Source organism: Woeseia oceani (assembly GCF_001677435.1).
Classification (GTDB): Bacteria; Pseudomonadota; Gammaproteobacteria; order Steroidobacterales; family Woeseiaceae; genus Woeseia; species Woeseia oceani.
In genome coordinates, this window is sequence record NZ_CP016268.1 from 1,788,472 (window position 1) to 1,813,180 (window position 24,709).

Sequence of the window (24,709 nt, forward strand, 5' to 3'; positions counted from 1 at the left end):
CTGAACCGGCTAAGACTGTGAGGGTTTGTCCTCGCTGGCTTTCGTCTCTGCACTGCTCGGTGCGGCTGACTGCGGTTGATCCCACGGCAGCAATCTACCTTCAGGTTTCGGCTTTGCTGGAGCGGCTTCGGCGGCCGGTTTGTCGGCGGCCGGTTTTACCGGTTCCACAGGCTTGCTGGCCGCAGGCGGGACCGCGTGATTTGCTGGTTCCTGCGCTGGTTCCTTCGCTGGCTCCTTTACGGGTTCTGCTGGTGAGGAAGCCGGGTGACCGGAATCGCGGGCTGCAGCGCCTGATTCGGCGACAGGCGTTTCCGTCTTGGCTGTGTCCCGTGGTGCCGCTCGTTTCTTCGGCGTCTCAGCACTGCCCGTATCGCTGCGTTGTGCCTCGCGTACTTCGGCATCAGACATGCGCAGCCGCGGAAGCTCCGGCTGGGTATCTTCATAGTCAGCTGGCTTCGCTTTCGCAACCGGTGCCACAGCACTTGCAACCGCGGTAGTAGCCGCCGCTTTCGCGGCGTCTGGTTTCTCGCTGCTGGCTGGTTGGGGCGCCGGTGCTTTCTCTGACGCTGCGCTTGCTCGTCGTGATTGCCCGTTGCCTGGCTGATCGTTAGTCGCACTGGCCGACTCGGCGGCTCCATTGGCCGGGCTCTTGGCGGCAGGGCGCTGCTCGGCGCTTTGTTCGGCAGCTGCCTTGTTCGCCGGTTCTTTCTGCGTTACATCGGCAGACTCATTGCCCTGTTGTGCGTTGTCCGTTTGATTCTCAGTCCGGTCCGCGGATTTCCGACGACGCCGGCCGCCACGACTACGGCGCTTCTTGCGTGGCTGTTCCTGGCGCGCTTCGTCGCCATCAGCCTCGGCCTTCGGCTCCTTGCGTTTGTCGGCGGCATCACTTTGACCGTTCTGCTCGTTCTTGGACTTGCGCTCGTCATTCCGCGCTTCCGACTTCTTGCCGCGTTTCTTGGAACCGCCGCGCTTCTTCTCGCCGCGCGGCTTGTTGCTGTCTTTGCTGTCAGCACTTTCGTCAGCCCGCCGACCGTCGCGCTTGCCGCCTCGACCTCGGCCGTCCGACGTTTTCCGCGAACGTTTCGCGGCGCCGGCTTTCCGACCGCCTTTGGCCGGCTTCTTGTCTTTTTCCTCACTCGACGAGGAGCCCGCGAACAGTGCGGCGAGGCGAGCCAGGAAACCGGGCGCGCGCGGCGCTGGCGCTGCGGCAGCAACCGGCCGCGGCGGGGCGGGTGTTGTTGCAACAACCGTGGTTACCGCGGCTTGTTCCGCCGGCTTACGTTCCTGCAAGCTGTCGGGAATAGCATCTTCGTCTTCGGGATCAGAAAGCGTGTAACTGCTGCCGGTATTCTCCGGCAGTTCCAGCTGGTCGTCACGTACCCGTCGAATTCGGTAATGCGGAGTTTCCAGACCCTCATTTGCGACCAATACCACCTGCGTGTCGTTTCGTGCTTCCAGGTTCTGTACCCAGTCGCGTTTTTCATTGAGCAGGTACGTTGCGACTTCCACTGGCAGCTGGGCGATGACTTTAGCGGTGCGTTCCTTACGCGCTTCCTCGCCGATGATGCGCAGGATGGCCAGTGCCAGCGATTCGACACTGCGGATATTGCCTATGCCGCTGCAACGAGGGCAGGTGAGGTAGGCTGATTCGCCGAGCGAAGGCCGCAGGCGTTGCCGCGACATTTCCATCAGGCCGAATCGGGATATTTTGCCGATCTGCACGCGTGCCCGATCCTGACGTACCGCTTCGCGCAGCCGATTCTCAACTTCGCGTTGCGCTTTCTGCGGGCCCATGTCGATGAAGTCAATTACCACCAGTCCGCCAAGGTCGCGCAGACGTAACTGGCGAGCCACTTCGTCGGCGGCTTCCAGGTTGGTGTTCAACGCAGTCGCTTCGATGTCGCCGCCCTTGGTCGCGCGTGCCGAGTTGATGTCGATGGAAACGAGTGCTTCGGTATGGTCGATCACCAGGCTGCCGCCGGATGGCAGGTGCACCAGATGCGCAAACGCGGATTCGATCTGCGATTCGATCTGGTAGCGCGTAAACAGCGGTACAGGGTCGGTATAGTGTTTGAGCTTGCGCTGGTTGTGCGGCATGACCTGCTGCACAAACTCGCTGGCCTCAATGTAGGTCGCCTCGTCGTCGATCAGAATCTCACCGATCTCATTGGTGAGGTAATCGCGCAATGCGCGGACGACGGCGTTGCTTTCACGGTAGATAAGAAACGGGGACGGTCGTTCGACGACAACTTTGAGAATGGCGTTCCACACATTCAGCAGGTTCTCGAGGTCCCATGCCAGCTCTTCACTGGTACGGTCAATGCCGGCGGTGCGCAGAATCACGCTCATGCCGTCCGGAATATTGACGTTCTTCAGTGATTTTCGCGCTTCGTCGCGATCGTCGCCAGTGATACGGCGCGAGACACCGCCGGACCGTTCTTTGTTGGGCTTCAGGACGATGAACCGGCCGGCAAGACTGACAAAGGTTGTTAGCGCGGCGCCTTTGTTACCGCGTTCTTCCTTGTCGATCTGGACGACGATGTCCTGACCTTCACGCAGAACATCCTTGATGTTGACCTTGCCGCTGGGGGCGTCTTTGACGAAGTACTCGCTGGAGATTTCTTTTAGCGGCAGGAATCCGTGGCGTTCTGCGCCGTAGTTAACAAAGGCTGCTTCGAGGCTGGGCTCAATGCGGGTGATCTTGCCTTTGTAGATGTTTGCCTTTTTACGTTCGCTGGCGGGTGCTTCTATATTGAGGTCGAATAAGCGCTGGCCATCGACCATCGCCATGCGCAACTCTTCTTCCTGAGTTGCGTTGATTAACATTCTTTTCATGATGCCCTACTTGTTGAATGGGCAGCACAGTTGGTCGGTGTAATGAGGCGGGAAGAGCGGTACAGGAAAGCAGCACGAACCGGCCGAGGTGCGGGGCACCCGGGCTCGTTGGCGTGTACTCTTTGAATGCCGGATCTGTAAAAATCCAGCGAATCAGAAACAAAATCATTGTTACCCTGCGGCATGCCGCTCTGGCGCTCACCGGACAACCGGTTTGCTGCCAAAAGGATGTCCGGCCTCGCTTGTACGGGCCGGATATGAATAAAATAAACGCTAATACGGTCATAGACCGTACTGTCGCTTTCTTTGGAATGTGTGGCCGGACAGAGGTCTAGTGGTCCACACAGCGCCGTAATATAGCACAGCAATTCCGCTGTGCACTCCGAATCTAACCCAAAACTGAAATAAGTGATTGCTTATGCAACCGAATCCTCCTCCGTCCACGGACGGCAATAATGGCGCAGGCTCCAGCGAGCAAAGCGTCGGCGTCCGCAAAGTGACCGTTGCTGCTGACGATACCGATCAGCGCATCGACAACTTCCTGCGGCGGCATTTGCCGGGGGTGCCGAAAAGCCGCCTGTACCGCTTGCTGAGGAAGGGCGAGGTCAGGGTCAACGGTGGCCGTGTGCGGGCGGAACACCGCCTGCAGGCGGGCGACGAAGTGCGTATTCCACCGGTGCGGATTAACAAGGATGGCGCACCGCCGCCGCGGCACCGTGTCGACGATCTGGCGTCACGGGTGATTTTTGAGGACAAGTACCTGCTGGTTGTCAATAAACCGGGCGGGGTCGCCGTACACGGTGGCAGCGGCATCAGTCATGGTGTTATTGAGTTGCTGCGGGCCGCGCGTCCGGAGCTTAAGGACCTGTCGCTGGTGCACCGGCTTGACCGGGAAACGTCGGGTTGCCTGGTATTGGCCAAGCGCCGCAGCGCTCTGCGGTCTCTGCATGAGCAGTTCCGGGAGGGGCGGGTAGAGAAGAATTACCTGGCGTTGGTGCCGGGCAACTGGCAGTACGGCGAGCAGGTTATCGATGCACCGCTGCTGGTCACCCACCGGCGCAATGGCGAGCGGCATGTCATCATCGACCCCGAGGGCAAGCCGGCTGCTACCAAGGTTCGACTGTCGAAGACTTATGGCATTTACAGCCTGCTGCAATGTCAACCGGAAACCGGCCGTACCCACCAGATTCGGGTGCACCTGGCAGCCGAGGGCTTTCCGATTCTGTGCGATGAGCGCTACGGTGATCCCGACGTCAATGACCGGGCGGCCAGCAACGGCCTGCAGCGCTTGTTCCTGCACGCCCAGTCGATCGCGTTTCCCGACAACAACGGCAATGAACAGCATTTCACGGCACCACTGGCCGATGACCTTGAATCATTTTTGCAGGGGCGCTTACCATCGCGGAAGAAGCGCAAACCGCACCACCTGCGCAATAAATAGCCTGCTCAGGGTTGCAGTTGACCCAGTTCCCGCAGCGTGGCTGCCAGCCAGATCATGGGCAGGCCAATCAGTGCGGTTGGGTCTTCCGTACTGACTGAGCGGAACAGCACGAAGCCCGCGCCCTCGACTTTGAAGCTGCCTGCGCAGTCGTAAGGCTCGTCATGATGCAGGTATACCTCGGCCTGGCGTCGATCGAACTTGCGGAAGCGCACCGTGGTTTCGTCGATGTGCTCATAGCGTTTGCGGCCGTGCGGGTCGAGGACACACACGGCGGTGAGGAACTTCAGAGTCTTGCCGGAGGCGGCCATCAATTGTTCGACTGCCTTGGCGTGGCTGCCCGGTTTGCCAATGATGGCCGAATCGAGCACCGCAACCTGATCGGCACCGATGATCACGGCGTCGCGGTACTGGCTGGATACCGCCTCGGCCTTGCTGCGGGCCAGGCTGGTCGCAAGCGTGTGCGGGTCATCGGCGCTGACAGCATGTTCGTCAACGCCGGGTGCGACGACTTCGTATTCATTGAGAAAGCGGTCGAGCAGGCCCCGCCGGTAACGCGACGTGGAGGCCAGAATGATCGGTGCGGCGGACGGATTTTGCACGGTGCGAGGGCCACTTTGCTGAAAGACCGGCCAGTGTACCTGCTTCGCCGGTGCGCGCTACGCTTCCGGCGCTGCAAATCCGCTTTGACAGGGCGCTACAGGCTACTTATGATGCGCCCGCCATGGCGAACCCTCTGCTAGATCATGTAGCGCCTGAATATCTCGCGCGAAGAACGCAAGTCATTGAAATTGTTGATAAAATATCAACATTCGAGCGGCTTTCCGAGATAGTGCAGGCAGATTTCGCCGCGCTGGCGGCTGACCGCCTGCCAGCGGGCTGGCAGGACACGCCAGTTAATGTGCAGTTGCAATTTGGCTGGGCGGATGCGCGTGAGCGTTTACCAGAGGTGCGTGGCAGTGCCGAGACCGGGATGCCGGCTGTCTGTCAGCGATGCCTCGAACCCTGTACCCTGTCGCTGTCAACGTCCTTCAGAATGTTGCTGCTGGACAGCAAAGATTCACGTTCGGTTGATGATGCGCTCGACGTCTGGGGAGTGGAAGAGAACAAGCTGCGGCCTCTGGACGTAGTCGAGGAAATGCTGGTTATGGCAATGCCGCTAGCCGCGATGCACGAGTCAGATGAAGACTGCATCCAGCTGCCGGGCAGCGAAAAGGCTGAAGAAAAGCCGAACACCATTCGGCCGTTTGCTGAGCTGAAGGCACAAATTGAGAAGTCCCGCTAGCGGGGCCGTGGAATAACCCCGGAACATTATTATATGCGGGCGGTGTACACATCGCCCACTTGTGGAGAATGAAATGGCTGTACAAAAGAGTCGTAGAACACCGTCGACACGCGGCATGCGCCGCTCACACGACAAAGTGAAAGGACCGGCTTTGTCCGTCGATCCGACGTCGGGCGAAACCCATCTTCGCCACCGGGTGTCACCGGACGGGTTTTATCGTGGCAACCAGGTGATCGAACCGCCTGCCAGCGACAAAGACGAAGACTAGGACTTCGTCCTTTCGCGATTCACGCGTCTGATGGCCGTAGCCTGACAGACTGAGTGACTGACGAATCCATCATTTCCGTCGATGCAATGAGCGGCGACCTCGGTGCCGAGGTGGTCGTGCGTGCTGCGAGCACCTGTCTTGAACGCCACCCGCGTCTGAAGCTGATCCTGGTCGGCGATCAGGAGCTGCTGACGGGGCTGGTTACGCGCATCGTCGGCGATGAACCGCGCTTGTCCATTCGCGCGGCAAGCGAAGTCGTGGGCATGTCCGAAGCGCCGGCGGATGCCCTCCGCAAGAAAAAAGACTCGTCCATGCGCGTTGCCATCGATCTGGTCAAGGAAGGTGCTGCCGCAGCTTGCGTCAGTGCCGGCAATACCGGTGCGCTGATGGCAACGGCCAAGTTTGTGCTGAAGATGCTGCCGGGGATCGACCGCCCGGCAATACTGGCAGAACTGCCGTCAATTGGTGGCACAGTGCATATGCTCGATCTGGGGGCCAATACGTCCTGCAGTGCTGAGCAGCTATTCCAGTTTGCGGTCATGGGGTCCATCGTTACCGGCGATATCCGGGCAATTGACCGGCCACGGGTAGCGCTGTTGAACATCGGTGTCGAAGATACCAAGGGCCATGAGACCGTGAAGGCGGCAGCTGCGATGCTGCAGGCCAGCAGCCTTAATTACGTTGGCTACATCGAAGGCAATGAAATCTTTGCCGGCAAGACGGATGTGGTGGTGACGGACGGCTTTACCGGCAATGTTGCTCTGAAGACCATGGAAGGTACGGTTGGCCTTGCATCGCATTATCTGAAGAGTGCTTTCACGCGAAATTGGTTTGCCAAACTGCAGGCAGTATTGGCCGGTCCGGTGCTCAGGAGTCTTGCCGTGCGCATGGATTCCAGAAATTATAATGGCGCGTCTTTGGTCGGACTAAATGGTATCGTTATAAAGAGCCACGGCAGTGCCGATTCCGTTGCATTTCAGCATGCCATTGAGACTGCGTTGCTGGAGGTTAAGAACCAGGTGCCGGAGCAGATTGGCAGTCTGCTGAAACAGGAAGCCGCATGAAATATTCACGTATAGCCGGAACGGGCCGCTATCTGCCGGAACGCGTCTTGACCAACGCGGATCTGGAAAAGATGGTTGAGACCAGCGATGAATGGATTCGAACCCGCACGGGTGTCGAACGCCGCCATATTGCTGCTGAGGAACAGTCAACCTCGGACCTTTGCGTAGAAGCAGCGCAACAGGCGATGGATGCGGCGGCGGTCGGGATCGACGATATCGACCTCATCATTGTTGGTACGACTACGCCGGATCTGATCTTCCCGAACATCGGCACCCTCATACAGCAAAAGCTCGGGATACACGGTTGCCCGGCTTTCAGCGTCGAGGCTGCGTGCACCGGCTTTATCTACGCGCTGTCCACGGCGGACAAGTTTGTGCGCGCAGGCGAAGCGAAGTGTGCGCTGGTCATTGGCGCTGAAATTCTGTCAAAGATTGTCGACTGGAGTGACCGGACAACATGCGTTTTGTTCGGTGACGGCGCGGGTGCCGTAATACTCAAACCGTCGGATGAGGCGGGCATTATTTCAACGCACCTTGGCGCCGACGGTCAGTACAAGGATTTGCTCTATTACCCTTACGGTGCGTCGCATCAGTTGCACAAGACCGCCGGTGATGACGCCAAGATCATAATGAAAGGCAACGAAGTATTTAAGGTAGCCGTAAAAACGCTGGGTGGGGTCGCCGAAGAGGCGCTCAAAGCCAACAACATTGGCAAAGATGAACTCGACTGGCTGGTACCGCATCAAGCGAATTTGCGAATTATCCAGGCGACGGCAAAGCGCCTGAATATCAGTATGGACAACGTTATCCTGACAGTACAGGACCATGGCAATACATCGGCTGCGTCGGTGCCGATGGCGCTGGACGTGGGGGTCCGCGATGGACGCATTAAAAGAGGACAGCTGGTGTTGATGGAGGCCTTTGGTGGTGGGTTCACCTGGGGCTCTGTCCTGATGCGTTACTGAACACACGACGAACGACCTCTCTGGCGGGAACGGGCATGGCACTACAGCTGGTCATTGGTAACAAGAACTATTCGTCGTGGTCGTTACGAGCCTGGCTACTGCTGGCCGAGAAAGGCATCGATTTCGAAGAGATTCGGATACCCCTGAATACACCTGAATACCAGGATCGGATCAAACCGTATTCCCCCACGCGCTGCGTACCGGTATTACTGATCGACGGTAAGGCGATCTGGGATACGCTGGCAATTGCAGAAACAGTCGCGGAACGATTTCCACAAATGCAACTGTGGCCTGTCGATGCCGAGCGACGGGCACACGCCCGCAGTGTCAGTGCTGAGATGCACAGCGGTTTCAATGCCCTTAGATCGGCGATGCCCATGAACTGTCGGGCGATGGGCAGAAAGGTGCCGCTGCCGGAAGGCGTTATCCACGACATTGACCGCGTGTTTGAGATCTGGAGCGATTGCCACCGGCAATACGGTGGTGGCTGGCTGTTTGGTGAATTCAGCATTGCAGACGCCATGTTTGCGCCGGTTGTGTTGCGACTCCGAACCTACGGCATTAACTTGCCGGATTCAGCGAGTCACTACCCGGCGCGTTTGCTTGAAAGCGCTGCACTACAGAACTGGTTGGCTGACGCGGAGTCAGAGACAGAAGTAATTGAAATGGACGAGGCTGGACGATGAAGCAGGGACTGAAGGGTGGTATGGGCGTGCTGTGCGTATTGTTGCTGGTCGTTTCGCAACCGTCGTTCGCCGAAGTGTACGATTTGCCGCCGGAAGGCACGGATGTCATCGGTGCAGTGACAACGGTACGCGCGCGGGCAGACGATACCTTGATTGACATCGCCCGTCGTCATGGGCTGGGCTACGAGGATATCGTCATAGCCAACCCGGACGTGGACGTCTGGTTGCCCGGTGAGGGTACGGAAATCGTATTGCCTACTCGGTTTGTACTGCCGCCCGGTCCGCGTCGTGGCGTGATTTTGAATCTGCCCGAGTACCGCATGTACTACTACCCGAAAGTTGCCGAGGGTGAGAAGCCGGTTGTCATGACGTTCCCGATGAGCATCGGGCGTATGGACTGGGAGACCCCGCTCGGGCGAACGCGAGTGACCCAAAAGGTTCGGAACCCGGCCTGGTATCCGCCTGCCTCTGTGCGTGCCGAACACGAGGCCGATGGCAGGCCGCTGCCGCGAGTCGTGCCAGCGGGGCCGGATAACCCTCTGGGCGAACGGGCGATGCGATTGGATATTCCCGGCTACCTTATCCACGGAACGAACCGTCCGGCAGGTGTTGGTATGCGCGTTACCCACGGCTGCATTCGGATGTTTCCCGAAGACATCGAATACTTGTTTGAACACGTCGCCATTAATACTGAAGTCACGATCATCAATGCCCCCGTCAAGTTGGGTTGGGACGGCGACGAGCTGGTGCTTGAAGCCCACCGTATTCTGGACGTGGTCGCGCCACCTGCAGATGCAGTGTTGGCAGACGTTGCTGAAGTTCTCGCCGGTGAGGCGGAGCGGGCGTTAGCGATTGACGCTGGAGCGGAACCTGCCACAGTTGCCGAGTTGCCTGCTGCAACAATGACGGCCAATGGCCTGACCGCTTTGACTGAACAGTACGTGGCGATTACTGCCGCGCAACAGGGCGAGCTCGACTGGGATGCTGCCGAAAGTCAGGTTGCGAAGCCGAGCGGTATTCCGCAAAGCGTTGGAAAGCGCATAAAAAACGCCGCGACAAGCGCGGCGTTTGAGTAAAGCTTCGTAGTCTAGCGCTACTTGGACATCGATTTCTGGAACATGCGTTCCAGGCGGTCCCGGTTCGCGTCACAGCACGATTGGGCCGAGTTAGCGGCGGACAGTGCACGATCAGCTGTGCTCTGTGCGCTTGCAGCGGCGCGAGCAGCGCTGTCTGCAGCTGCACGTGCAGCTTCTGCTGCTGATTTTGCTGAAGCTGCGTCACGAGCGGCGGCGTCGGCTGTGGCCCGTACGGCATCAATACCTTCGGTGCTGGCACAACCAGAGGCCAGACCGAGGACCAGCACGGCTGCGCCCACTTTGAGTGCGTTCTTGATCATCATCCAATTTTCCTCTGTTGGAATAAGTTTGCCCGCGCATTATTTCGTAAAGCGCGCTTATCTTCAATAAAACCCATGATTTATCCGTGACCTGTCGGGCATAAGCGACAGCTCGTACGGCGCCTTAATGCCCATTGGGCAGTGCGGCGAGTGGCGAGCATACGCCATTTTGTGCACTTGTCATCATATTTCGACAGACTGTTCAGTCTCGATTGGCAGGCGTATTCAAGCACCATCCTGACGCCCAGGGTGGATTATGATGCAGAGCGGCGTACCGATGCCGAAAACAGGCAGGAGGGTGGTTTCGATGGGCTACATTCTTTATGGAGATCCAGGCTCCGGATCAGCAATCGTCGAGCTTGCTCTCGCCGAAATCGGCGTGGAGGTCGAATTGCGCGATGTTTCGCTGGATGATGGCCAGCAAGGCAGCCAAGAATACGCTGCGGTCAATTCGCAACAGAAGCTCCCGAGCCTGATTACTCCCAATGGCACGACTCTGACCGAGTCCGCGGCCATATTGTTGACGCTGGCTGAACGCCATCCGGAATCGGGCTTGTTGCCCGAGGCGGCCCGCGATCGGGCCTTGGCGATGCGCTGGCTGTTGTTCATGGCGACAGAGCTCTATCCCATCATCGAGTTTCACGATTACCCGGAAAGATTCCAGCCGGAAGGCGACGACACCCCGTCGGCGCGCCGCGATGAGTTGCGTAAGCACGCAACGATGATCTGGCAACGCCGCTGGCTGCTGGTCGAGAAGGCCGCCGATGCGGATCCCTGGTTCCAGTCCTGCGGACTGGGTGTTCTCGACATATACGCTGCCGTACTGTGCCAGTGGGCGATGGATGATGAGTGGCGATCCACGATGATGCCGCGTGTTTCTGCCATAGCCGAACGCATTGCCGCACGCGAATCGCTGCAGCGTGTTTGGAAACGCCATTTCGCGTAATCTCTTGCCACTGCCCGCTACCGGAGTACTAATGAACAGCACCGTACTGATCGTTGAAAATCTGGGGAAATCGTACGGGGATGTGCTTGCTGTAGATGGCGTCAGCTTTCGCGCTGAACGTGGTTCGGTATTCGGTTTGCTGGGCCCCAACGGCGCCGGCAAGTCCACAACTATCAACTGTATTTCGGGCCTATTGCCACCGAGTTCGGGGCGGGCAAGCATTAACGGCGCGGACATAGTCAACGCCGCCAAAGCGGCAAAGCAATCGCTGGGCGTGGTGCCACAGGATCTGGCGCTGTACGACGATCTTTCCGCCATCGACAACTTGCGTTTCTGGGGGCAAGCCTACGGTCTGCGTGGGTCCGAACTCGACGAGCGTGTAAAGACTGTCCTGACATACATTGGTTTGGGTGATCGCGCACGTGATCTGCCAAAGACATTCTCGGGTGGGATGAAACGGCGACTGAATTTCGGATGCGCCGTTGTTCACCGGCCAGCGGTCTTGCTGCTGGACGAGCCTACAGTAGGCGTTGATCCACAATCACGCTCGCGGCTGTTCGAACTGGTGGAATCGGAACGTGCCAACGGTGCCTGCATTGTTTACACAACGCACTACATGGAGGAAGCAGAGCGCTTGTGTGACTCCGTGGCAATAATCGACAACGGACAACTCATCGCCCAGGGCACGGTCGCTGCATTGCGCGAGCAACTTGATGCGCGCGATGTATTGCAACTCAGTGGTAATTTCGACACCGAGAAATGCACGCGAGCAATCAATGACCTGCAGGCTGGCGCATTGGATAAGTTGCAAATTGTTTCGCACGACGAGGGATCTCTCGTTCTCAGTTTGCCCGACGCATCACAGCACTTGTCCAGCATTTTTCAGGTGCTGGACAACAGTGGTGCAACGATTGCCGAAACAAGCCTGCGACGCCCCAACCTGGAAACACTGTTCATGTTGCTGACTGGCAAAGAACTGCGCGAGTGATGCAGTGAGTTTCCTGATCAGCTCCGCAAGCAAAGACCTCGTTCGCTGGAGTCGCGATTCCGTATCGGTATTGCTCTGGCTCGGCATACCGTTTTTGATCGGGGGACTGCTCACGTTGTTGATGAGTGCTGATGGCGCAAAGCCTCGCGGCACGCTGCTGATCCACGATAAGGATCAGACTTTCCTGAGTGGCGCGATTGGCAGTGCGTTCACGCAAGGTCAGCTGGGTGAACTGATTGTCGTTGAGATGGTGACTGAGCTTGACGGCGAGGCACGGATCGATGCAGGCGATGCGAGCGCTTTTCTGTTGATTCCGGAGGGTTTCAGCAACGCTATAGTGAATGCAGAACCGCTGAACTTGTTGCTCACCACAAACCCCGCGCAGACCATACTGCCGCAGATCATTGGCGATGTTGTTGAGGTTCTGCTTGACGCGGGTTTTTACGCGCAACAGATGTTCGCGAGTGAAATAAGCACAGCATTGGCGGCCGGGAATGCACCGGACAGTGTGCTGGTGGCGAACATTGCTGTCTCGATCAACGAGAAACTGGAAGCAGCGGGGCCGTTACTGTTCCCACCGGCATTTGATATTGAGATTCTCGCGCCACCTGCCGAACAACCCAGCCCCCCTATAGCCCTCTTATTCCTGCCCGGCATCGTGCTGATGGCGGTACTGTTGGCTGCTAACGGTCTCGCTGCAGACTATTGGTCGGAGCGAGAGTTGGGAACGCTACGTCGCCTGATGTATACGCCAGGGCGTGTGCAGCAATTTTTGCTTGGCAAAGCGTTGGCCGTTGCTGTGATTACGCTGCTGTTGGCAGGGCTGACTCTGGTAGCGGGGTTTGTGTATCACGGCATACCGTATGCTCATTTCTTGCCGTCTTTGTTGTTTGTCACTGTCGCCGGTGTCGCGTTGTTCAGTTGGTTCGGTTTGCTGCAGATGTTGGCGAACAGCCGGCGTGCTGCAAACCTTTTGACGACGATTCTGTTGTTTCCTTTGCTGATGCTTGGTGGCAGCTTTTTCCCGTTCGCGGCAATGCCTGAAGGCCTCGCGGCTATCGGTCGGCTGACGCCAAACGGCTTTGTTGTCGATCGACTGACCACGGAAATAACCGGGCTAAGTGCGTGGAGTATCAATGCCGGCAGTTGGCTGCTGCTCCTCGTAGCCACAACATTGGGTCTGATCTGCTCCGGCTGGCGCCTGCGCAATGGTTTTGCGAGGAGTTAGGCGGATGCGCAATGCACTGTTTCTGGCCTGGCACGATCTGCGGCATCAACTGAAACAAGGTGAGACGTTGTTGTGGTTGTTCATCATGCCGCCAATCTTCTTCTATTTCATCGGGACCGTCACTGGCGGCTTTGCAAGCAGCGTTAGCGGAAGTGAGGCAACGCCGGTCGCGGTTATCGCCGAACAGCAGGGGTATTTGCGGGAACAGCTTGATCGGCGCTTGCGGGAAAATGAGTTCGCACCGGACTGGTACGAAAACGTCGATAGCGCAAACCTAGACGGTAGTGCACCGAGCCGAATGCTGCTGATTGAGCCCGCTATGACCGAGGCAATCGTGCGTGGGGAACCGGTGGGTATCCGCTATGACACCCGCGCTTCGGCATTGACCCGGGACTTTGAGGCGATTCGGATTCAGCGCAGCCTGTACACCGCATTGGCCGATATCGTAGTGGCCGGAGCGATGGGTCCGCCGGGTTTGTCCCAACGCAGTCTGGATGCCTTGAACGGCACTCCTCGCGTTTGGACGCTCGAGGTTACGTCGGCTGGCAAGCGCATCTCTATACCGTCAGGTTTCGAACAAGCGATACCGGGAATTCTGGTCATGTTCACCTTGCTGGTGTTATTGACCAGCGGCGCATCGTTGCTTGCGATCGAACGTAGCCAGGGGCTGTTGCGACGTTTGGCGTACGCGCCCGTAACCCGTGCAGAAATAGTGGCCGGCAAATGGATCGGACGCATGGGCCTCGCCAGTGTGCAAATCGTTGCGGCGCTGATTGTGGGTACCTGGTTGTTCGCAATGCACTGGGGGCCCGACTTCGTCATGGTGTTGCTGGTACTCGTGGCCTGGGCGGCATTTTGTGCTTCGGCCGGTTTGTTGCTGGGCTGTCTTGCGCGGACGCCGGGGCAGGCGGCAGGGCTCGGCGCGTTGCTGGCGAACTTGTTGGCAGCGCTCGGTGGCTGCTGGTGGCCAATAGAAATAACCCCGGCCTGGATGCAAACATTGCAGAAGCTCTTGCCAACCGGCTGGGCGATGGACGCATTGCACCAGCTGGTTAGCTTCGAGGCAGGCCCCGTCGCCGTCATACCTCACATCATTGCCTTGCTGGTCGGTGCAATGCTTGTTTCGTTGCTCGCAGTCAGGCGCTTTCGCTACGAGTAGCCTGTGTCTTAGTACTTCAATGACTTGCCGGTGAAGGGTTGCGCGGGCTTCTTGCCGAGTATCCGTTTGAGCACACTGTTCATCGTGGCGGGATCGTTGTCGAAGCCACCGTGAGTCTCGCTTTTGGTGCTGCCTGTCCCCGGGACATCGCCGTCACTGACGTGCAGTTTGAGCCTGGACAAACGGCCTGCAACCGGCTTGCAGTATTCCTGCATGCCCAGGATAGACGCCGGGTGCGGTTCTTCTTCGAATGCCCGACTCACAAGGTACAACAAGGATTTTCGGTAGACGCCGGTGACGGTGTCGTCGAGTTCGAGTTTATTGGAGAGGTTGTAGATATCCATACGGTCGATGCCGGCGGCTGGTTTGCGGGCGGTCAACAAGGGTTGGTAATGACTTCGGAATAAATCGGTAGTGGCGGCGGGCGCGAGCAGGCTGGCGCTGCTGATCCGCAGTTGTGCCGAAAGGCGGGTAGCCGCCTCCAGCAAATAGGCGTGCAGGATTGCACCGGTACTGTGGCCAGCTACGTGCAACTTCAACTCAGGGTTGTGTGTTGCCAGTGCTTCGACAAATGCACTTAATATGGCCGTTCCGGCACCGTCATCAGCGAACGGTCGCTGCGCTCCGTATTTCATTTCGCGCCACAGTGCACGGCCCGCGGTCTTCGTGAGGCGTTCAATCAAGCGGTCTGTCCAATCGCTGAGACCGCCTGCGCGCTTGTTGACTTCGTCATGTCGGCCGCCCACGACGTCCCGCAACTCTTCGAGCAGACCGGTGTCGTACATGAAGTGGTACGGGTAGATTCGGTTGGCTTTGAAGGTCTCCTTCATCGCGGCTATGCGGCGAGCAGAGTCTTTCACACTGTTCAGACCGCCATGCGCGTAGAGCAGCAAGTGGTCGTACTTGTCACTCTTGGCGACCAACTCGGCGGTTTGTCGAACATCGTCCAGATTGCTCCAGTAAATGCCGTCATCATGGAACCGGCCATCGTCGATGTGAACAAAATGACCGGCGATTTCCGCCCGGGTTGGCGTCTTGCGGAACAATCCTTCGGTGCGGCCGGCGTCGGAACCTCCCTCACGCGGCAAGTGCCAGATTTGCGGTGTCGGCAACGCCAGTCGCAATACCCATGCATCCAGAAGGTGGTGTTGCCAGTCTTCGTACAACCACAGTGCAGTGCCATCCTGACCCCATTTTCGGCCCCAACTGTTCTGGACCCAGAAACCGCTCTTGTTGTAGCCAACAATCGAGAAAGCGTGGGCACCTTCGGCTTCATCTCGCAACGGAATAATGCCGGTCTTCTTCGAAGGATTGCTCCAGCCGGAGTGGATATCCGCGGAGCAGAAGATGACGCCGGTTTCATTCAGTGCAGCGTGGAAGTCTGAGACGCGGGTACCGAGTCTGTAGTAAGCACCCAGGGTGTTCTCGCGAGCTTCTTTCGCTGCCTTGATGGTTAACATTCCCTGCTTACCATCTTTGTACGGCCAGGTGCGGTCCAGGCAAACACCCATGTTGTACCAGCCCTTGATGGCGCCTCGGCAACTGGATCCGTCGTAACTGTCGCCTCGCCATTCGTCGTGACGCTTGGCCATCTCGTAAAGCATGCGGGCACTGACGGTGCCCCGGCGCCGACTCTGTGCGCGTTGCAGATTGACGACAGCGGCCAATGCGAAGCCGGTGCAGGAACCCTCGGTACCCTGGTCAAGAATGTGCAGCCGGGTCGGGCGTTCAATTTCATTGGCGAGTTGCACGAGAGCGGGCTGGTAAGTCCAGTCGCGAAAGTCGGGAACATCGGCGACAACGTTTAACTCGTACTTGCCGAGCTTGGCGGTAGTGTCTGGCATACTGGTGCACTTATTGGTTTTGATTACGCGAAAGAATAGTCGATATAGCGGAGGAATCCAGTTCCGCGGCGCTGCGACTGTGGTGGCGATGACATGCTGCCAGAGTGGCGATCGCGGGGCGGGATGAACAGCTACGGGAGATCAATGGATGCAAACGCTGGATGTGTTTCAGTCACTGTGGGCGATGGAGCAACGTCATCCACGAAAACCTGAGCCAGCTGCAGAGGAGAACCTGGCCCGTATTGGCGAAGCCGGCTACAAGGGAGTGTGTCTGGATCCAAGCGTAGCGGAAATACCCGAAACGCGGGCATTGCTGCCACTGCTGCGAAAGTACGACTTGCAGTGCATGCTCAATGTCTTCCCGCATACGGTGGCTGAATTGCGGCCTTTGCTGGAACTCGCCGACGAAATGCAAGCAGAACTTGTCAATATCATAGGCGGCGTCATGCCGCTCGCGGTGGAGGATGCGGTGCCGGTTGCCGAACGCTGGTTACGCATGAGTGACGATTTCAGTTTTCCGGTGCTGTTTGAAACCCACCGGGATTCATTACTGAACGATCTTTTCTATACCTTGCAACTCATCGAGCGCGTACCGGAAATGCGCTTGTGTGCTGACTTGTCGCACTTCGTCGTCAATCGGGAAATGCGCCTGCCATTGCGGGAAGAGGATCGCGGTTACATGAGCACGATCCTGAGTCGCTCCGACTGCTTTCAGGGCAGAATTGCGAACCGTGAGCAGGTGCAGATTCAAACCGGCTTCCCGCAGCATCAGGCGTGGGTCCAACAGTTCCGGGATTGGTGGGCTGAAGGCATGCGCCATTGGCGTGCGCGGAATGCCGCCGATGCACGCTTGATTTTTCTTTGCGAACTTGGACCGCCACCGTATGCAATGACTGACGCCGCGCAGAACGAGTTGTCTGATCGCTGGGAAGAGGCCGGTATTATACGCGGTTGGGCCGAGGCCGCCTGGGCCGCAAAATAGATCGATCGACCGGTTTTGGCCGCAGTTTCGTCTAACGACAATACAGTCGGCAAAAGGCGGGACGATGAGGGCTATAGCGGGTTTTGGCTGGCATCAAATTCAATCGAGCACAGCCTTCGAAATTCTCATACGCGGCCTGCGGCGACTCCAGTGGCAGGATGGGTCTTTGTGCCCGGAGCTCAAGCTGAACACCATCGACCTCCACGGCTGGGTCCTGTATCCCGCCGCGCTGTCGCCACGGAGCGTGGCCTATACAATCGGGGTCGGCGACGACATTTGTTTCGAACTCGCGATGATCAGACAATTTGAGGCCGAGGTGCACGCGTTCGACGCTACGCCGGAGGTGGCGACCTGGATAGCTAGCAAGGAACTACCGGACAGCTACAACTTCCACGGTTGGGCCGCTGCCGGCCGTGACGGCAATGTCAATTTGCGACGGTGGCCTGGTGAGTGCCACCCGGCAAGTCACTGCGGAAGCCCATTGAGCAGCAAACACGAGGTGCAGGCTATACCTGCCTACAGCTTGAAGACACTGATGAAGAAGTTGCGACACGCACACGTCGATTTGCTCAAAATCAATATCGACAATGCCGGGTCTACAGTGCTGGACGAACTGGTACGTACTGACATTCGCCCCGGACAGTTGCTGCTGGGCTTTCGGCATTGCGAGTCCTCGCTGAAAGATGAAGTTATTGCGGCAACCGTTCAGCGCCTGCGAAAGATTGGCTACCGCATTTTTTCCGTATCCAAATCGGGGCAGGAGATTTCGTTGCTGTTTTGAACCGCTCGGCTGGACAGCGTGCGGGACCTGAACCGGTTTGTCGGCGGCCGGCCTGCGGCATCAACAGGGCACTCAGTGTTCTGCAGCCTGTGCCTTGATCCATTCAGCCACTATTTCCTCCAGTACCGCGATCGGGAGTGAGCCATTGCCGACCACGACGTCGTGGAAACGGCGAATGTCGAAGCGAGTGCCCAATGCCTGCTCCGCTTGCTGACGCAACGCGCGAATGCGCAGTTCGCCGATCTTGTACGAGGTGGCCTGAGCAGGCCAGGTAATGTAGCGATCAACTTCATTTTCGATTTCGCTACGGGTGAGACCGGTATTTTTCAGCATGAAGTCGATGGCCTGCAGGCGGTTCCAGCCGAACATGTGCAGACCGGTGTCGACAACCAGCCGTGTGGCACGCCAGGCTTCGTAAGAAAGGCGGCCGAAATTGTCGTAGGGGTCCGTGTACATACCCATCTCCAGCCCCAATCGCTCGGAATACAAACCCCAGCCTTCGCCAAAAGCCGAGTGGTAGATGGAACGGCGAAACGCCGGCAGGTCCAGTTCGAGGGCAAGCGCGCTCTGTAGATGGTGCCCCGGCACGGCTTCGTGCAGCGTCAGTGCTGTCAGAGCGTACAGCGGTGCGGCGCGCAAGTCGGTGGTGTCGATGAAATACGTGCCCGGCGTGGTCCCGTCTCCGGTTGCCGCAACATAGTAGGCACCACGGCCCGGGTTGCTCTTGATGTTATAAGTCCCGCGCGGCAGCCGGGTGAAGAAGCGGGGTAACTCGCCTTCGGCTGTTTTTGCGATGAGTGCAGCGTTGCCCAGGAGTGCCTTCTCACTACCTGCATAGAATTCCGGCGCGTTTCGCAGATGTTCGAAAAAGTCGCGCAAGCCGCCGGCGAAGCCAAGCTGTGAGCGGACGGCTTCCATCTCGTCGCGAATACGGGCGAGTTCGGCCATACCCAGCTCATGGATATCGGCCGGCGTCATGGACGTTGTTGTGAAATAGCGCAACAAATACTCGTAGTACTCCCGGCCGCGGTGCACGTTGATAATTCCGGCGCTTTTCCGGCAATGTGGAATGTATTCATTGTTGAACACCTCCAGCAGGTCGCGGAAGCCGGGCATGATGCTGTCGCGAATCAATTCCGCGCCACGGGCGGCAAAGCGCTGTCGGTCATCCTCGGTGATCGCGGCCGGGAAACGCGTGAAAGGCGCGAACAGGGGGCTGTCTTCGGGGGTGGCCACTATGAGTTGTGAAATCGTCATGTCGTAGCCAGACATGGCCTCGCAATGCTGGGCGTATCCGCGCTGCGCAGCGTCCCGGAGCAACTTCAGGTGTTCCGCGTTGTAGCGTGGAAAGTCAGCGAGACTGACAAGATAACGTTCGTAGTCTTGGCTGGTAATGAACGCCATGTTGGCTGGGGCATTTACAAAGTAAGTGTGATAACCAAACAGCGCATTGACGGGGAAATAGCGGTCCGGTTGTTCGTAACTGTCGCGCTCCGTCATGCGCTCGTAGCGGAATACCCGGTAGGAAATCCGGTCCTGGCCAGTCAGGCTGTCGAGGTCAATGCGATTGAGGCGATCGAGGACTGATTCATTGTAAGCCTGGCGGCGCGAGTAGGCGTCAGCGGAGAAAGAGGGTAACGCGCCGTTCATGCGAAAGGCATCGGGATCACTGCGAAAATAGACCTGCTCGCGCTGGGTTGTTGCCCAGTGTTCATCAAGCAGGACGTGAAAATCATCGGCAGGCGCTGCGGCCGTCGTGTTCGCGTGAATGGCTGCTGTGAACAGCACGAGCAAAGTAAAGCGCGATATCTGTTGCATAGGTCAGATTTCCATGGCGAGCCGGCTACGGAACTTTAGCCCAATCGGGGCGTAAAGCGGAATCGGCGCTTGGTGGCGGGTAATTTCCGTGCTCCTGGCGTGAACTTGTGACGCAGCGCGCAGACGATGGTGGACGGCGCCCTAGAATTGGCCTATTCCGGCAACCGGTCCGTCCCCCATGCACGCCAAGACCCAAGTACAGGCCAAACCGCAGGCGCCCGGTATCGAGGTCAAGCCCAAGCAGGTTTCACACTTTGGGATCCTCTTCGAGAAAGTGGCGCCACTCTATACGTTGCTGCTGGTGCTGTGGGCCGTGGCCTTGATCGAATGGCTATGGGCCTGGAAGATCGCGATACCCGATCCGATCTACGTTACCTTGCTGGCCGCCGCGATGACCGTGTACGTGGCCGTTCGGACCTGGTCAGACTGGAACCACCTTATCGCGCTACGCAACCGACTGAATGAACAGTCGACGGTACGTGAGTTCCTTGATGGCCTGCGCGGCCTTGGGTATCGGGTGCTCCACAACATTCCCGGTGATAGTGGCAATATCGATCACGTCATCTTCTCCACCCACGGTGTTTTTGGTATTCAGGTGGTGGACCGTCGCAAAACAGCCGACAGTGATAACCGGATACGTTATGACGGTGCCGCTGTATCGTTGAATGGTGGCCCCTACGATTCGAGCGTCATCGATTTTGCCAATGCACGTTCGAAGCAATTGCAGCGCCTGATTCGGGAATGCACAGGTGCCGAGCTGCCGGTGAAGGCTGTGCTGTTATTTCCCGGCTGGACCGTGGAATCGGCTGAAAGCCAGAATCAGGCCAGTGTGTGGGTACTTAGTCCGAAGGCCTTGCCGATGTGGATAAAGAACACGCCGGAATCGATGGGCGGGCGAGAAGTCCGGCACACGGCGACCGAGCTTTCCGCTTACCTGGCCAACTACGAATAGGCGACGGGCATTTCTAAGCCTGGACGGCGGGCAATACGTAACGAACGACAGCGATAAAGTGGCAGGCGCCGCCAGCCAGCACGAACAAGTGCCAGATTGTATGGTGATAGCTCATGCGCCGTGCCACGTAAAAAGCAGCGCCGACCGTATAGGCGATACCACCAGCGATCAGCCAGGTCATGCCTTCGGCACCGATTGCCCCGGCAATTTTCGGGCTCGCCAATACGACCAGCCAGCCCATCAACAGATACCCGGCCAGTGACAGCCTGGGATAGCGGTGCCGGAACCAGAGCTTGCCAATAATGCCCGCCGTCGCAAGTGTCCAGATGGCAGCAAACAGCCACCATCCTGTTGTGTCCCGCATAGAGACCAGCAGGAAGGGGGTATAGGTGCCGGCGATCAGAATGTAAATTGCACAATGGTCGATCAGTTTGTACACGTGGGTATGCTTCGATGCATGCAGTGCGTGATACAGCGTCGATGCGAGAAACAGTGCAATCAGGCTGACGCCGTAAACAAGACTCGCAGCGATGCGCCATGGGTCGTCCATGCCAATCGACAGGTACAGCATCCAGCTCAGGCCAGCAATGCTCAGGAGCACGCCGGCACCGTGACTGCTGGCGTGCAGTAGCTCTTCGAACGATGTGTACCGTGCAGGGCTGATCGACATGGCCAGGGTCCGGCGAATACGGCGGGGAACTGAGCCACAGACTAGCACGGTAACGGACCTGTGGCTGGTCCACTTGCCGGTAATAGCGTGGCAGAATGGCGGCACACTGTCCCTGGATACCTGATGAATATGAACCGTTCCGCACGGCTGTTATGGCCCCTGATGATCCTCCACACGTCGGCGTTTGCACTCGACGTGACCTCGCGAATCGATGCAGTGGCGGTGTACCCCTCCGGAGCGGTGGTCACACGCGTGGCAAGTGTTGCCTTGCCTGCCGGCACCTCAACGATCCGGCTGACCGGACTCGTCAATGATCTGGACCCTGAGCAGATACGACTGCAGGCAGTGGCCGCAAACGTGGAACTGGGTCAGATCCGGATTGACAGGGAAGAGCAGCGCGACGCGTTCAACGCAGAGATTGACAGTCTCAATACGGAGATTGCCGCGCTGCAGGAGCGGATCGCCAGTATTGACGATGCGGTCAAAAGCGCCGAATTGCGCTTGAAATTTCTCGACGGTCTGGCAGCGGGGTATTCGAAAGAGGCGTGGCATGGCAGTGCTCAGGGAACGGCCGACATCAACAGCTGGCGACAGGCATTGGCGTTACTGGAGTCAGCATCGGGCGACGCGTATGCGACCGTTCGTGAGCAAAAAGCGGCTCGTACGGCTGCTGAACGCGAACTGTCCCTGTTGCAGCGGAATCTGGCAAGCAAGCGCGGCGGCGCGCTGAGCTCGACTGTACTCGAAGTTTCCCTGCGTGCAGCCAGCGCCACATCGACGGAATTGCGCCTGGACTACTTTCAGGACGATGCAAGCTGGCGGTCGCAATATGAAGCCCGGCTCGACAGCAATGCCGGCACCTTGCGCCTGACTCAGCAGGCGGTCATTGAACAAGGCACTGACGAATCGTGGAGCAACGTTATGTTGTCATTGTCTACCAGTGATCCGTCAGGCGATCTTGAGCCGGGTAGCCTGGACCCGGAGTTCCTGGATATCTACGAGCCACCCGCGCCATCCGCGCCCGCCAGAAGTCGTTTGCAACAACTCGGAGCCATGGCGGATTCCATGGAAGAAATGCTCGTTGCCAGCGAGAAAGTTACCTCACGCGTGGGCAACTACGCTGTGACTTACGACGTACCGGGGCGTGTCAGTGTTTCCAACAACAGCGACGAGACGCAGTCGTTTGATGTGACGGCGTTCGATACCGCTGTGAAGCTGGTAACACGCATAGTGCCGCGTAACGGCGATCAAGCTTATCTTGCAGCGCGCTTTCTCTACGATGGCAGCGTTCCCCTCTACGAAAGCGGCTTGCGTGTCTACGTAGACGGTGCCTATGCGGGTGCGAGCACGATGCCGACAGCACTACCGCAAACCGAGGTGACAGTGCCAATGGGTCAGGATCGGCGCGTCGAAGTGAAAGTCGTCGATCAGGGCGATGTCACAGGTCGTGGCGGCATCGTCAGCCGCCGAAAAACAGAAACGACGAACTACATCTTTGAGATAGCCAATCGCCGCCAGTCGGAAACATTGGTTGAAGTGGTCGACCGCTACCCGGTGCCGCGCAATAAAGATATTGAAGTCGACGTAGCACGTAATTCGACAGCGCCAACGGAAACCAGTTTTAACGATCAGCCGGGTGTCATTCTGTGGCGCAAGGCGCTAGAGCCGAATGAAAGTTGGCGGATTCAGCATCAGTACACGGTCACTTACCCCGCCGACAAGGTTCTATCGCGACAGTGATAGCCCGCGCGAACGGAAGTGCCCGGGTGATCTTGGCTGGAAGCAACGATGCTTTGCGCCTATCCCTGCCGGCAGCCGCCTGTAAGCGCGCCCTTCTGCGCGGCGCTGATGTCACGCGATTCATACGCAGGTTGCCGTGAGCCAGGCATCGATGAAGGGTATTTTCCATGCCGCTATCGGTGGCTGACAATGCGAGAGCCGGTGTTAGGGGAAGACGGGTTCGCGTTCGTCCGCTGTTAATGTTAATTGCACAGGGTTGTGCATAATCAAGAACAACATGGGCGATTCATTCAAGCGACCAATAAGCCTCAATCACTTGTCGTTGCAGAAACCGGGGTGGTCCGGTGTTGTAATGTACTTCCGGACGATGCTGGTTTAGGGTGTCGGCCGTCAATCGAAGAGGTTTATGAATCCCAGCAATCTTCAAGGTGAATGGCGTTGGCTCGGTAGTGGCTTTCTGCTCATGTGGTTCTCAGGGTTTGGCCAGACCTATTACATTGCTATTTTCGCGGGCCAGCTGAAATCCACTATTCACCTGACAGACGGCGGGTTTGGCAGCCTGTACAGCGTAGCGACACTGGGTAGCGCGGCGTTATTGGCGTGGGCGGGCAAGTTCGCTGACGACATCAGCGTCCGCTGGCTGGGGGCCGCCGTTTTAGGTGGCCTTGCAGTTACGTCGATCGGCATGGCAAACGTCAACTCCCCTCTGATTCTCGGTCTGGTCTTTTTCGGTTTGCGGTTCTTTGGCCAGGGCATGTGCACTCACGTAGCGATGACCGCTATGGGTCGATGGTTCAACCAGAAGCGGGGCCAGGCGGTATCTATCGCGGGTCTCGGCCTGCCGTTTAGCGAAGGACTGCTGCCCCTGTTCGCCGTCGGCATGATCAGTCTGGTTGGTTGGCGGAATACCTGGTTGGTATCGGCGGCGTTGCTCGTCGCGGTCGGTATTCCCGTTTTAATAACACTGTTAAAACACGAACGTCATCCAACCCGCGGTCCGTTAGCCAAGGAACACGATTCACGGGTCCCAGACCGACATCATTGGACGCGTACAGAGGTTTTGCGGAATCCCACATTTTACCTGCTGATGCCGATCACGCTGGCGGTGCCGTTTATTCTTACCGGGATTTTCATCAATCAGGTTCCAGTAGCGGAAATCAAAGGGTGGGATCTGTCACTTTTCGCCGCCAGTTTTCCATTGCTCGCAATTGCACACGTAGTCGCGGCACTGGCTACGGGGAAACTTGTAGACCGTTTCAGCGCCCGACACCTGCTTGCTGTAAGTCTGACGCCGTTAGCTTTGGGGGCAGCGATCCTTGTGTACGCAACGGATCCATTGGCATTACCGGTTCTGATGATGGTGCTTGGTATCAATCTGGGCATGTCGTCAACGACGCATGGGGCCTTGTGGGCAGAGTTGTACGGAATTGATAACCTTGGTTCGATACGTTCGATCATTACTGCAGTCACGGTTTTTGCGACTGCGGTCGCACCCGGGCTAATCGGGATGCTGATGGATCACGGTGTGGCACTGGAGTTTCAGCTTCAGGTGATGGCGCTTTACTGCATAACAGCGTCACTGCTGGCATACGGGCTCAGGCCGGCACTTGATCGAATTGCAGCGAGTTAGCGGCAGTTGTCAGACGTTCATCGACAGAGGG

22 protein-coding genes are annotated in these 24,709 nt (G+C 57.9%); 16 read left to right on the forward strand and 6 right to left on the reverse strand.

All coding sequences use genetic code 11. The annotated features are described in order from the left end of the window. Positions 1 to 9: 9 nt before the first annotated feature. On the reverse strand, positions 10 to 2,838 hold the full coding sequence (locus tag BA177_RS07940) for a ribonuclease E/G (protein WP_068615158.1): 2,829 nt from the start codon (positions 2,836 to 2,838) through the stop codon (positions 10 to 12). 418 nt (positions 2,839 to 3,256) lie between these two features. Between BA177_RS07940 and BA177_RS07945 the strand changes: the two genes are divergently transcribed. Further along, positions 3,257 to 4,279: an RluA family pseudouridine synthase gene (locus tag BA177_RS07945; RefSeq protein ID WP_068615161.1), complete on the forward strand. Its 1,023-nt coding sequence runs from the start codon at positions 3,257 to 3,259 to the stop codon at positions 4,277 to 4,279. Between the two features lie 5 nt (positions 4,280 to 4,284). On the opposite strand, the gene BA177_RS07950 is transcribed toward BA177_RS07945, so the two are convergent. After that, complete coding sequence (locus tag BA177_RS07950) at positions 4,285 to 4,878, reverse strand: Maf family protein (protein WP_068615164.1); 594 nt, start codon at positions 4,876 to 4,878, stop codon at positions 4,285 to 4,287. 122 nt (positions 4,879 to 5,000) lie between these two features. Here BA177_RS07950 and BA177_RS07955 point away from each other — a divergent pair, with 122 nt between their 5' ends. The 6 genes from BA177_RS07955 to BA177_RS07980 all read left to right on the forward strand — a co-directional run bounded on the left by BA177_RS07955 (position 5,001) and on the right by BA177_RS07980 (position 9,620). Then, the gene (locus BA177_RS07955) at positions 5,001 to 5,561 is read left to right on the forward strand and encodes a YceD family protein (protein ID WP_156762741.1); all 561 of its coding nucleotides are present in this window, start codon (positions 5,001 to 5,003) and stop codon (positions 5,559 to 5,561) included. Between the two features lie 73 nt (positions 5,562 to 5,634). Beyond that, on the forward strand, positions 5,635 to 5,829 hold the full coding sequence (rpmF, locus tag BA177_RS07960) for a 50S ribosomal protein L32 (RefSeq protein WP_068619088.1): 195 nt from the start codon (positions 5,635 to 5,637) through the stop codon (positions 5,827 to 5,829). Positions 5,830 to 5,882: 53 nt separating this feature from the next. Further along, positions 5,883 to 6,893: a phosphate acyltransferase PlsX gene (gene plsX, locus BA177_RS07965; protein ID WP_082989976.1), complete on the forward strand. Its 1,011-nt coding sequence runs from the start codon at positions 5,883 to 5,885 to the stop codon at positions 6,891 to 6,893. Next, positions 6,890 to 7,858, forward strand: coding sequence for a beta-ketoacyl-ACP synthase III (locus BA177_RS07970; protein WP_068615171.1), 969 nt, complete (start codon positions 6,890 to 6,892; stop codon positions 7,856 to 7,858). The genes plsX and BA177_RS07970 overlap by 4 nt, the downstream gene beginning before the upstream one ends. Before the next feature lie 35 nt (positions 7,859 to 7,893). After that, positions 7,894 to 8,544 (forward strand): glutathione S-transferase family protein, encoded by a 651-nt coding sequence (locus BA177_RS07975; protein WP_068615174.1) that lies wholly within the window; start codon positions 7,894 to 7,896, stop codon positions 8,542 to 8,544. Continuing rightward, positions 8,541 to 9,620 (forward strand): L,D-transpeptidase family protein, encoded by a 1,080-nt coding sequence (locus BA177_RS07980; protein ID WP_068615178.1) that lies wholly within the window; start codon positions 8,541 to 8,543, stop codon positions 9,618 to 9,620. Before BA177_RS07975 ends, BA177_RS07980 begins: the two co-directional genes overlap by 4 nt. Before the next feature lie 17 nt (positions 9,621 to 9,637). On the opposite strand, the gene BA177_RS07985 is transcribed toward BA177_RS07980, so the two are convergent. Further along, positions 9,638 to 9,943, reverse strand: coding sequence for an Lpp/OprI family alanine-zipper lipoprotein (locus BA177_RS07985; RefSeq protein WP_068615181.1), 306 nt, complete (start codon positions 9,941 to 9,943; stop codon positions 9,638 to 9,640). A gap of 304 nt (positions 9,944 to 10,247) precedes the next feature. Here BA177_RS07985 and BA177_RS07990 point away from each other — a divergent pair, with 304 nt between their 5' ends. Genes BA177_RS07990 through BA177_RS08005 form a run of 4 tightly spaced genes read left to right on the forward strand, consistent with a single transcriptional unit; the run spans position 10,248 to position 14,261 of the window. Next, on the forward strand, positions 10,248 to 10,886 hold the full coding sequence (locus BA177_RS07990) for a glutathione S-transferase family protein (protein ID WP_068615184.1): 639 nt from the start codon (positions 10,248 to 10,250) through the stop codon (positions 10,884 to 10,886). A gap of 31 nt (positions 10,887 to 10,917) precedes the next feature. After that, positions 10,918 to 11,874, forward strand: coding sequence for an ABC transporter ATP-binding protein (locus BA177_RS07995; protein ID WP_068615187.1), 957 nt, complete (start codon positions 10,918 to 10,920; stop codon positions 11,872 to 11,874). 4 nt (positions 11,875 to 11,878) lie between these two features. Then, positions 11,879 to 13,102 carry an ABC transporter permease gene (locus BA177_RS08000; RefSeq protein ID WP_068615189.1) on the forward strand — a complete coding sequence of 408 codons (1,224 nt, stop codon included), beginning with the start codon at positions 11,879 to 11,881 and terminating at the stop codon, positions 13,100 to 13,102. A 4-nt stretch (positions 13,103 to 13,106) separates the two neighbouring features. Next, positions 13,107 to 14,261 (forward strand): ABC transporter permease, encoded by a 1,155-nt coding sequence (locus BA177_RS08005; RefSeq protein ID WP_068615192.1) that lies wholly within the window; start codon positions 13,107 to 13,109, stop codon positions 14,259 to 14,261. Positions 14,262 to 14,269: 8 nt separating this feature from the next. Here the strand turns inward: BA177_RS08005 and BA177_RS08010 are convergent, their stop codons facing one another. After that, positions 14,270 to 16,105 (reverse strand): C1 family peptidase, encoded by a 1,836-nt coding sequence (locus BA177_RS08010; RefSeq protein ID WP_068615195.1) that lies wholly within the window; start codon positions 16,103 to 16,105, stop codon positions 14,270 to 14,272. A gap of 148 nt (positions 16,106 to 16,253) precedes the next feature. Between BA177_RS08010 and BA177_RS08015 the strand changes: the two genes are divergently transcribed. Continuing rightward, on the forward strand, positions 16,254 to 17,087 hold the full coding sequence (locus tag BA177_RS08015; protein ID WP_068615198.1) for a sugar phosphate isomerase/epimerase family protein: 834 nt from the start codon (positions 16,254 to 16,256) through the stop codon (positions 17,085 to 17,087). A 64-nt stretch (positions 17,088 to 17,151) separates the two neighbouring features. Next, positions 17,152 to 17,868: a hypothetical protein gene (locus BA177_RS08020; protein ID WP_068615201.1), complete on the forward strand. Its 717-nt coding sequence runs from the start codon at positions 17,152 to 17,154 to the stop codon at positions 17,866 to 17,868. A 72-nt stretch (positions 17,869 to 17,940) separates the two neighbouring features. Here the strand turns inward: BA177_RS08020 and BA177_RS08025 are convergent, their stop codons facing one another. Next, positions 17,941 to 19,686, reverse strand: a complete 1,746-nt coding sequence (locus BA177_RS08025; RefSeq protein ID WP_068615204.1) for a DUF885 domain-containing protein — start codon at positions 19,684 to 19,686, stop codon at positions 17,941 to 17,943. A gap of 178 nt (positions 19,687 to 19,864) precedes the next feature. Between BA177_RS08025 and BA177_RS08030 the strand changes: the two genes are divergently transcribed. Continuing rightward, complete coding sequence (locus BA177_RS08030) at positions 19,865 to 20,638, forward strand: nuclease-related domain-containing protein (protein WP_068615206.1); 774 nt, start codon at positions 19,865 to 19,867, stop codon at positions 20,636 to 20,638. Between the two features lie 13 nt (positions 20,639 to 20,651). Here BA177_RS08030 and trhA read toward each other — a convergent pair whose 3' ends face one another. Further along, positions 20,652 to 21,308 carry a PAQR family membrane homeostasis protein TrhA gene (gene trhA / locus BA177_RS08035; protein WP_068615209.1) on the reverse strand — a complete coding sequence of 219 codons (657 nt, stop codon included), beginning with the start codon at positions 21,306 to 21,308 and terminating at the stop codon, positions 20,652 to 20,654. Between the two features lie 123 nt (positions 21,309 to 21,431). Between trhA and BA177_RS08040 the strand changes: the two genes are divergently transcribed. Together BA177_RS08040 and BA177_RS08045 are read left to right on the forward strand one after the other, a co-directional pair. Further along, positions 21,432 to 23,048, forward strand: coding sequence for a mucoidy inhibitor MuiA family protein (locus tag BA177_RS08040; RefSeq protein WP_068615213.1), 1,617 nt, complete (start codon positions 21,432 to 21,434; stop codon positions 23,046 to 23,048). A 406-nt stretch (positions 23,049 to 23,454) separates the two neighbouring features. Then, the gene (locus tag BA177_RS08045; RefSeq protein ID WP_068615216.1) at positions 23,455 to 24,678 is read left to right on the forward strand and encodes an MFS transporter; all 1,224 of its coding nucleotides are present in this window, start codon (positions 23,455 to 23,457) and stop codon (positions 24,676 to 24,678) included. Positions 24,679 to 24,709: the final 31 nt, after the last annotated feature.

Coding starts and splice junctions, on each gene's coding strand:
- BA177_RS07940 (WP_068615158.1), bottom strand. CDS start 2,838: ATGAAAAGAATGTTAATCAACGCAACTCAGGAAGAAGAGTTGCGCATG.
- BA177_RS07945 (WP_068615161.1), top strand. CDS start 3,257: ATGCAACCGAATCCTCCTCCGTCCACGGACGGCAATAATGGCGCAGGC.
- BA177_RS07955 (WP_156762741.1), top strand. CDS start 5,001: ATGGCGAACCCTCTGCTAGATCATGTAGCGCCTGAATATCTCGCGCGA.
- rpmF (WP_068619088.1), top strand. CDS start 5,635: ATGGCTGTACAAAAGAGTCGTAGAACACCGTCGACACGCGGCATGCGC.
- BA177_RS07970 (WP_068615171.1), top strand. CDS start 6,890: ATGAAATATTCACGTATAGCCGGAACGGGCCGCTATCTGCCGGAACGC.
- BA177_RS07975 (WP_068615174.1), top strand. CDS start 7,894: ATGGCACTACAGCTGGTCATTGGTAACAAGAACTATTCGTCGTGGTCG.
- BA177_RS07980 (WP_068615178.1), top strand. CDS start 8,541: ATGAAGCAGGGACTGAAGGGTGGTATGGGCGTGCTGTGCGTATTGTTG.
- BA177_RS07985 (WP_068615181.1), bottom strand. CDS start 9,943: ATGATGATCAAGAACGCACTCAAAGTGGGCGCAGCCGTGCTGGTCCTC.
- BA177_RS07990 (WP_068615184.1), top strand. CDS start 10,248: ATGGGCTACATTCTTTATGGAGATCCAGGCTCCGGATCAGCAATCGTC.
- BA177_RS07995 (WP_068615187.1), top strand. CDS start 10,918: ATGAACAGCACCGTACTGATCGTTGAAAATCTGGGGAAATCGTACGGG.
- BA177_RS08005 (WP_068615192.1), top strand. CDS start 13,107: ATGCGCAATGCACTGTTTCTGGCCTGGCACGATCTGCGGCATCAACTG.
- BA177_RS08010 (WP_068615195.1), bottom strand. CDS start 16,105: ATGCCAGACACTACCGCCAAGCTCGGCAAGTACGAGTTAAACGTTGTC.
- BA177_RS08015 (WP_068615198.1), top strand. CDS start 16,254: ATGCAAACGCTGGATGTGTTTCAGTCACTGTGGGCGATGGAGCAACGT.
- BA177_RS08020 (WP_068615201.1), top strand. CDS start 17,152: ATGAGGGCTATAGCGGGTTTTGGCTGGCATCAAATTCAATCGAGCACA.
- BA177_RS08025 (WP_068615204.1), bottom strand. CDS start 19,686: ATGCAACAGATATCGCGCTTTACTTTGCTCGTGCTGTTCACAGCAGCC.
- BA177_RS08030 (WP_068615206.1), top strand. CDS start 19,865: ATGCACGCCAAGACCCAAGTACAGGCCAAACCGCAGGCGCCCGGTATC.
- trhA (WP_068615209.1), bottom strand. CDS start 21,308: ATGTCGATCAGCCCTGCACGGTACACATCGTTCGAAGAGCTACTGCAC.
- BA177_RS08040 (WP_068615213.1), top strand. CDS start 21,432: ATGAATATGAACCGTTCCGCACGGCTGTTATGGCCCCTGATGATCCTC.
- BA177_RS08045 (WP_068615216.1), top strand. CDS start 23,455: ATGAATCCCAGCAATCTTCAAGGTGAATGGCGTTGGCTCGGTAGTGGC.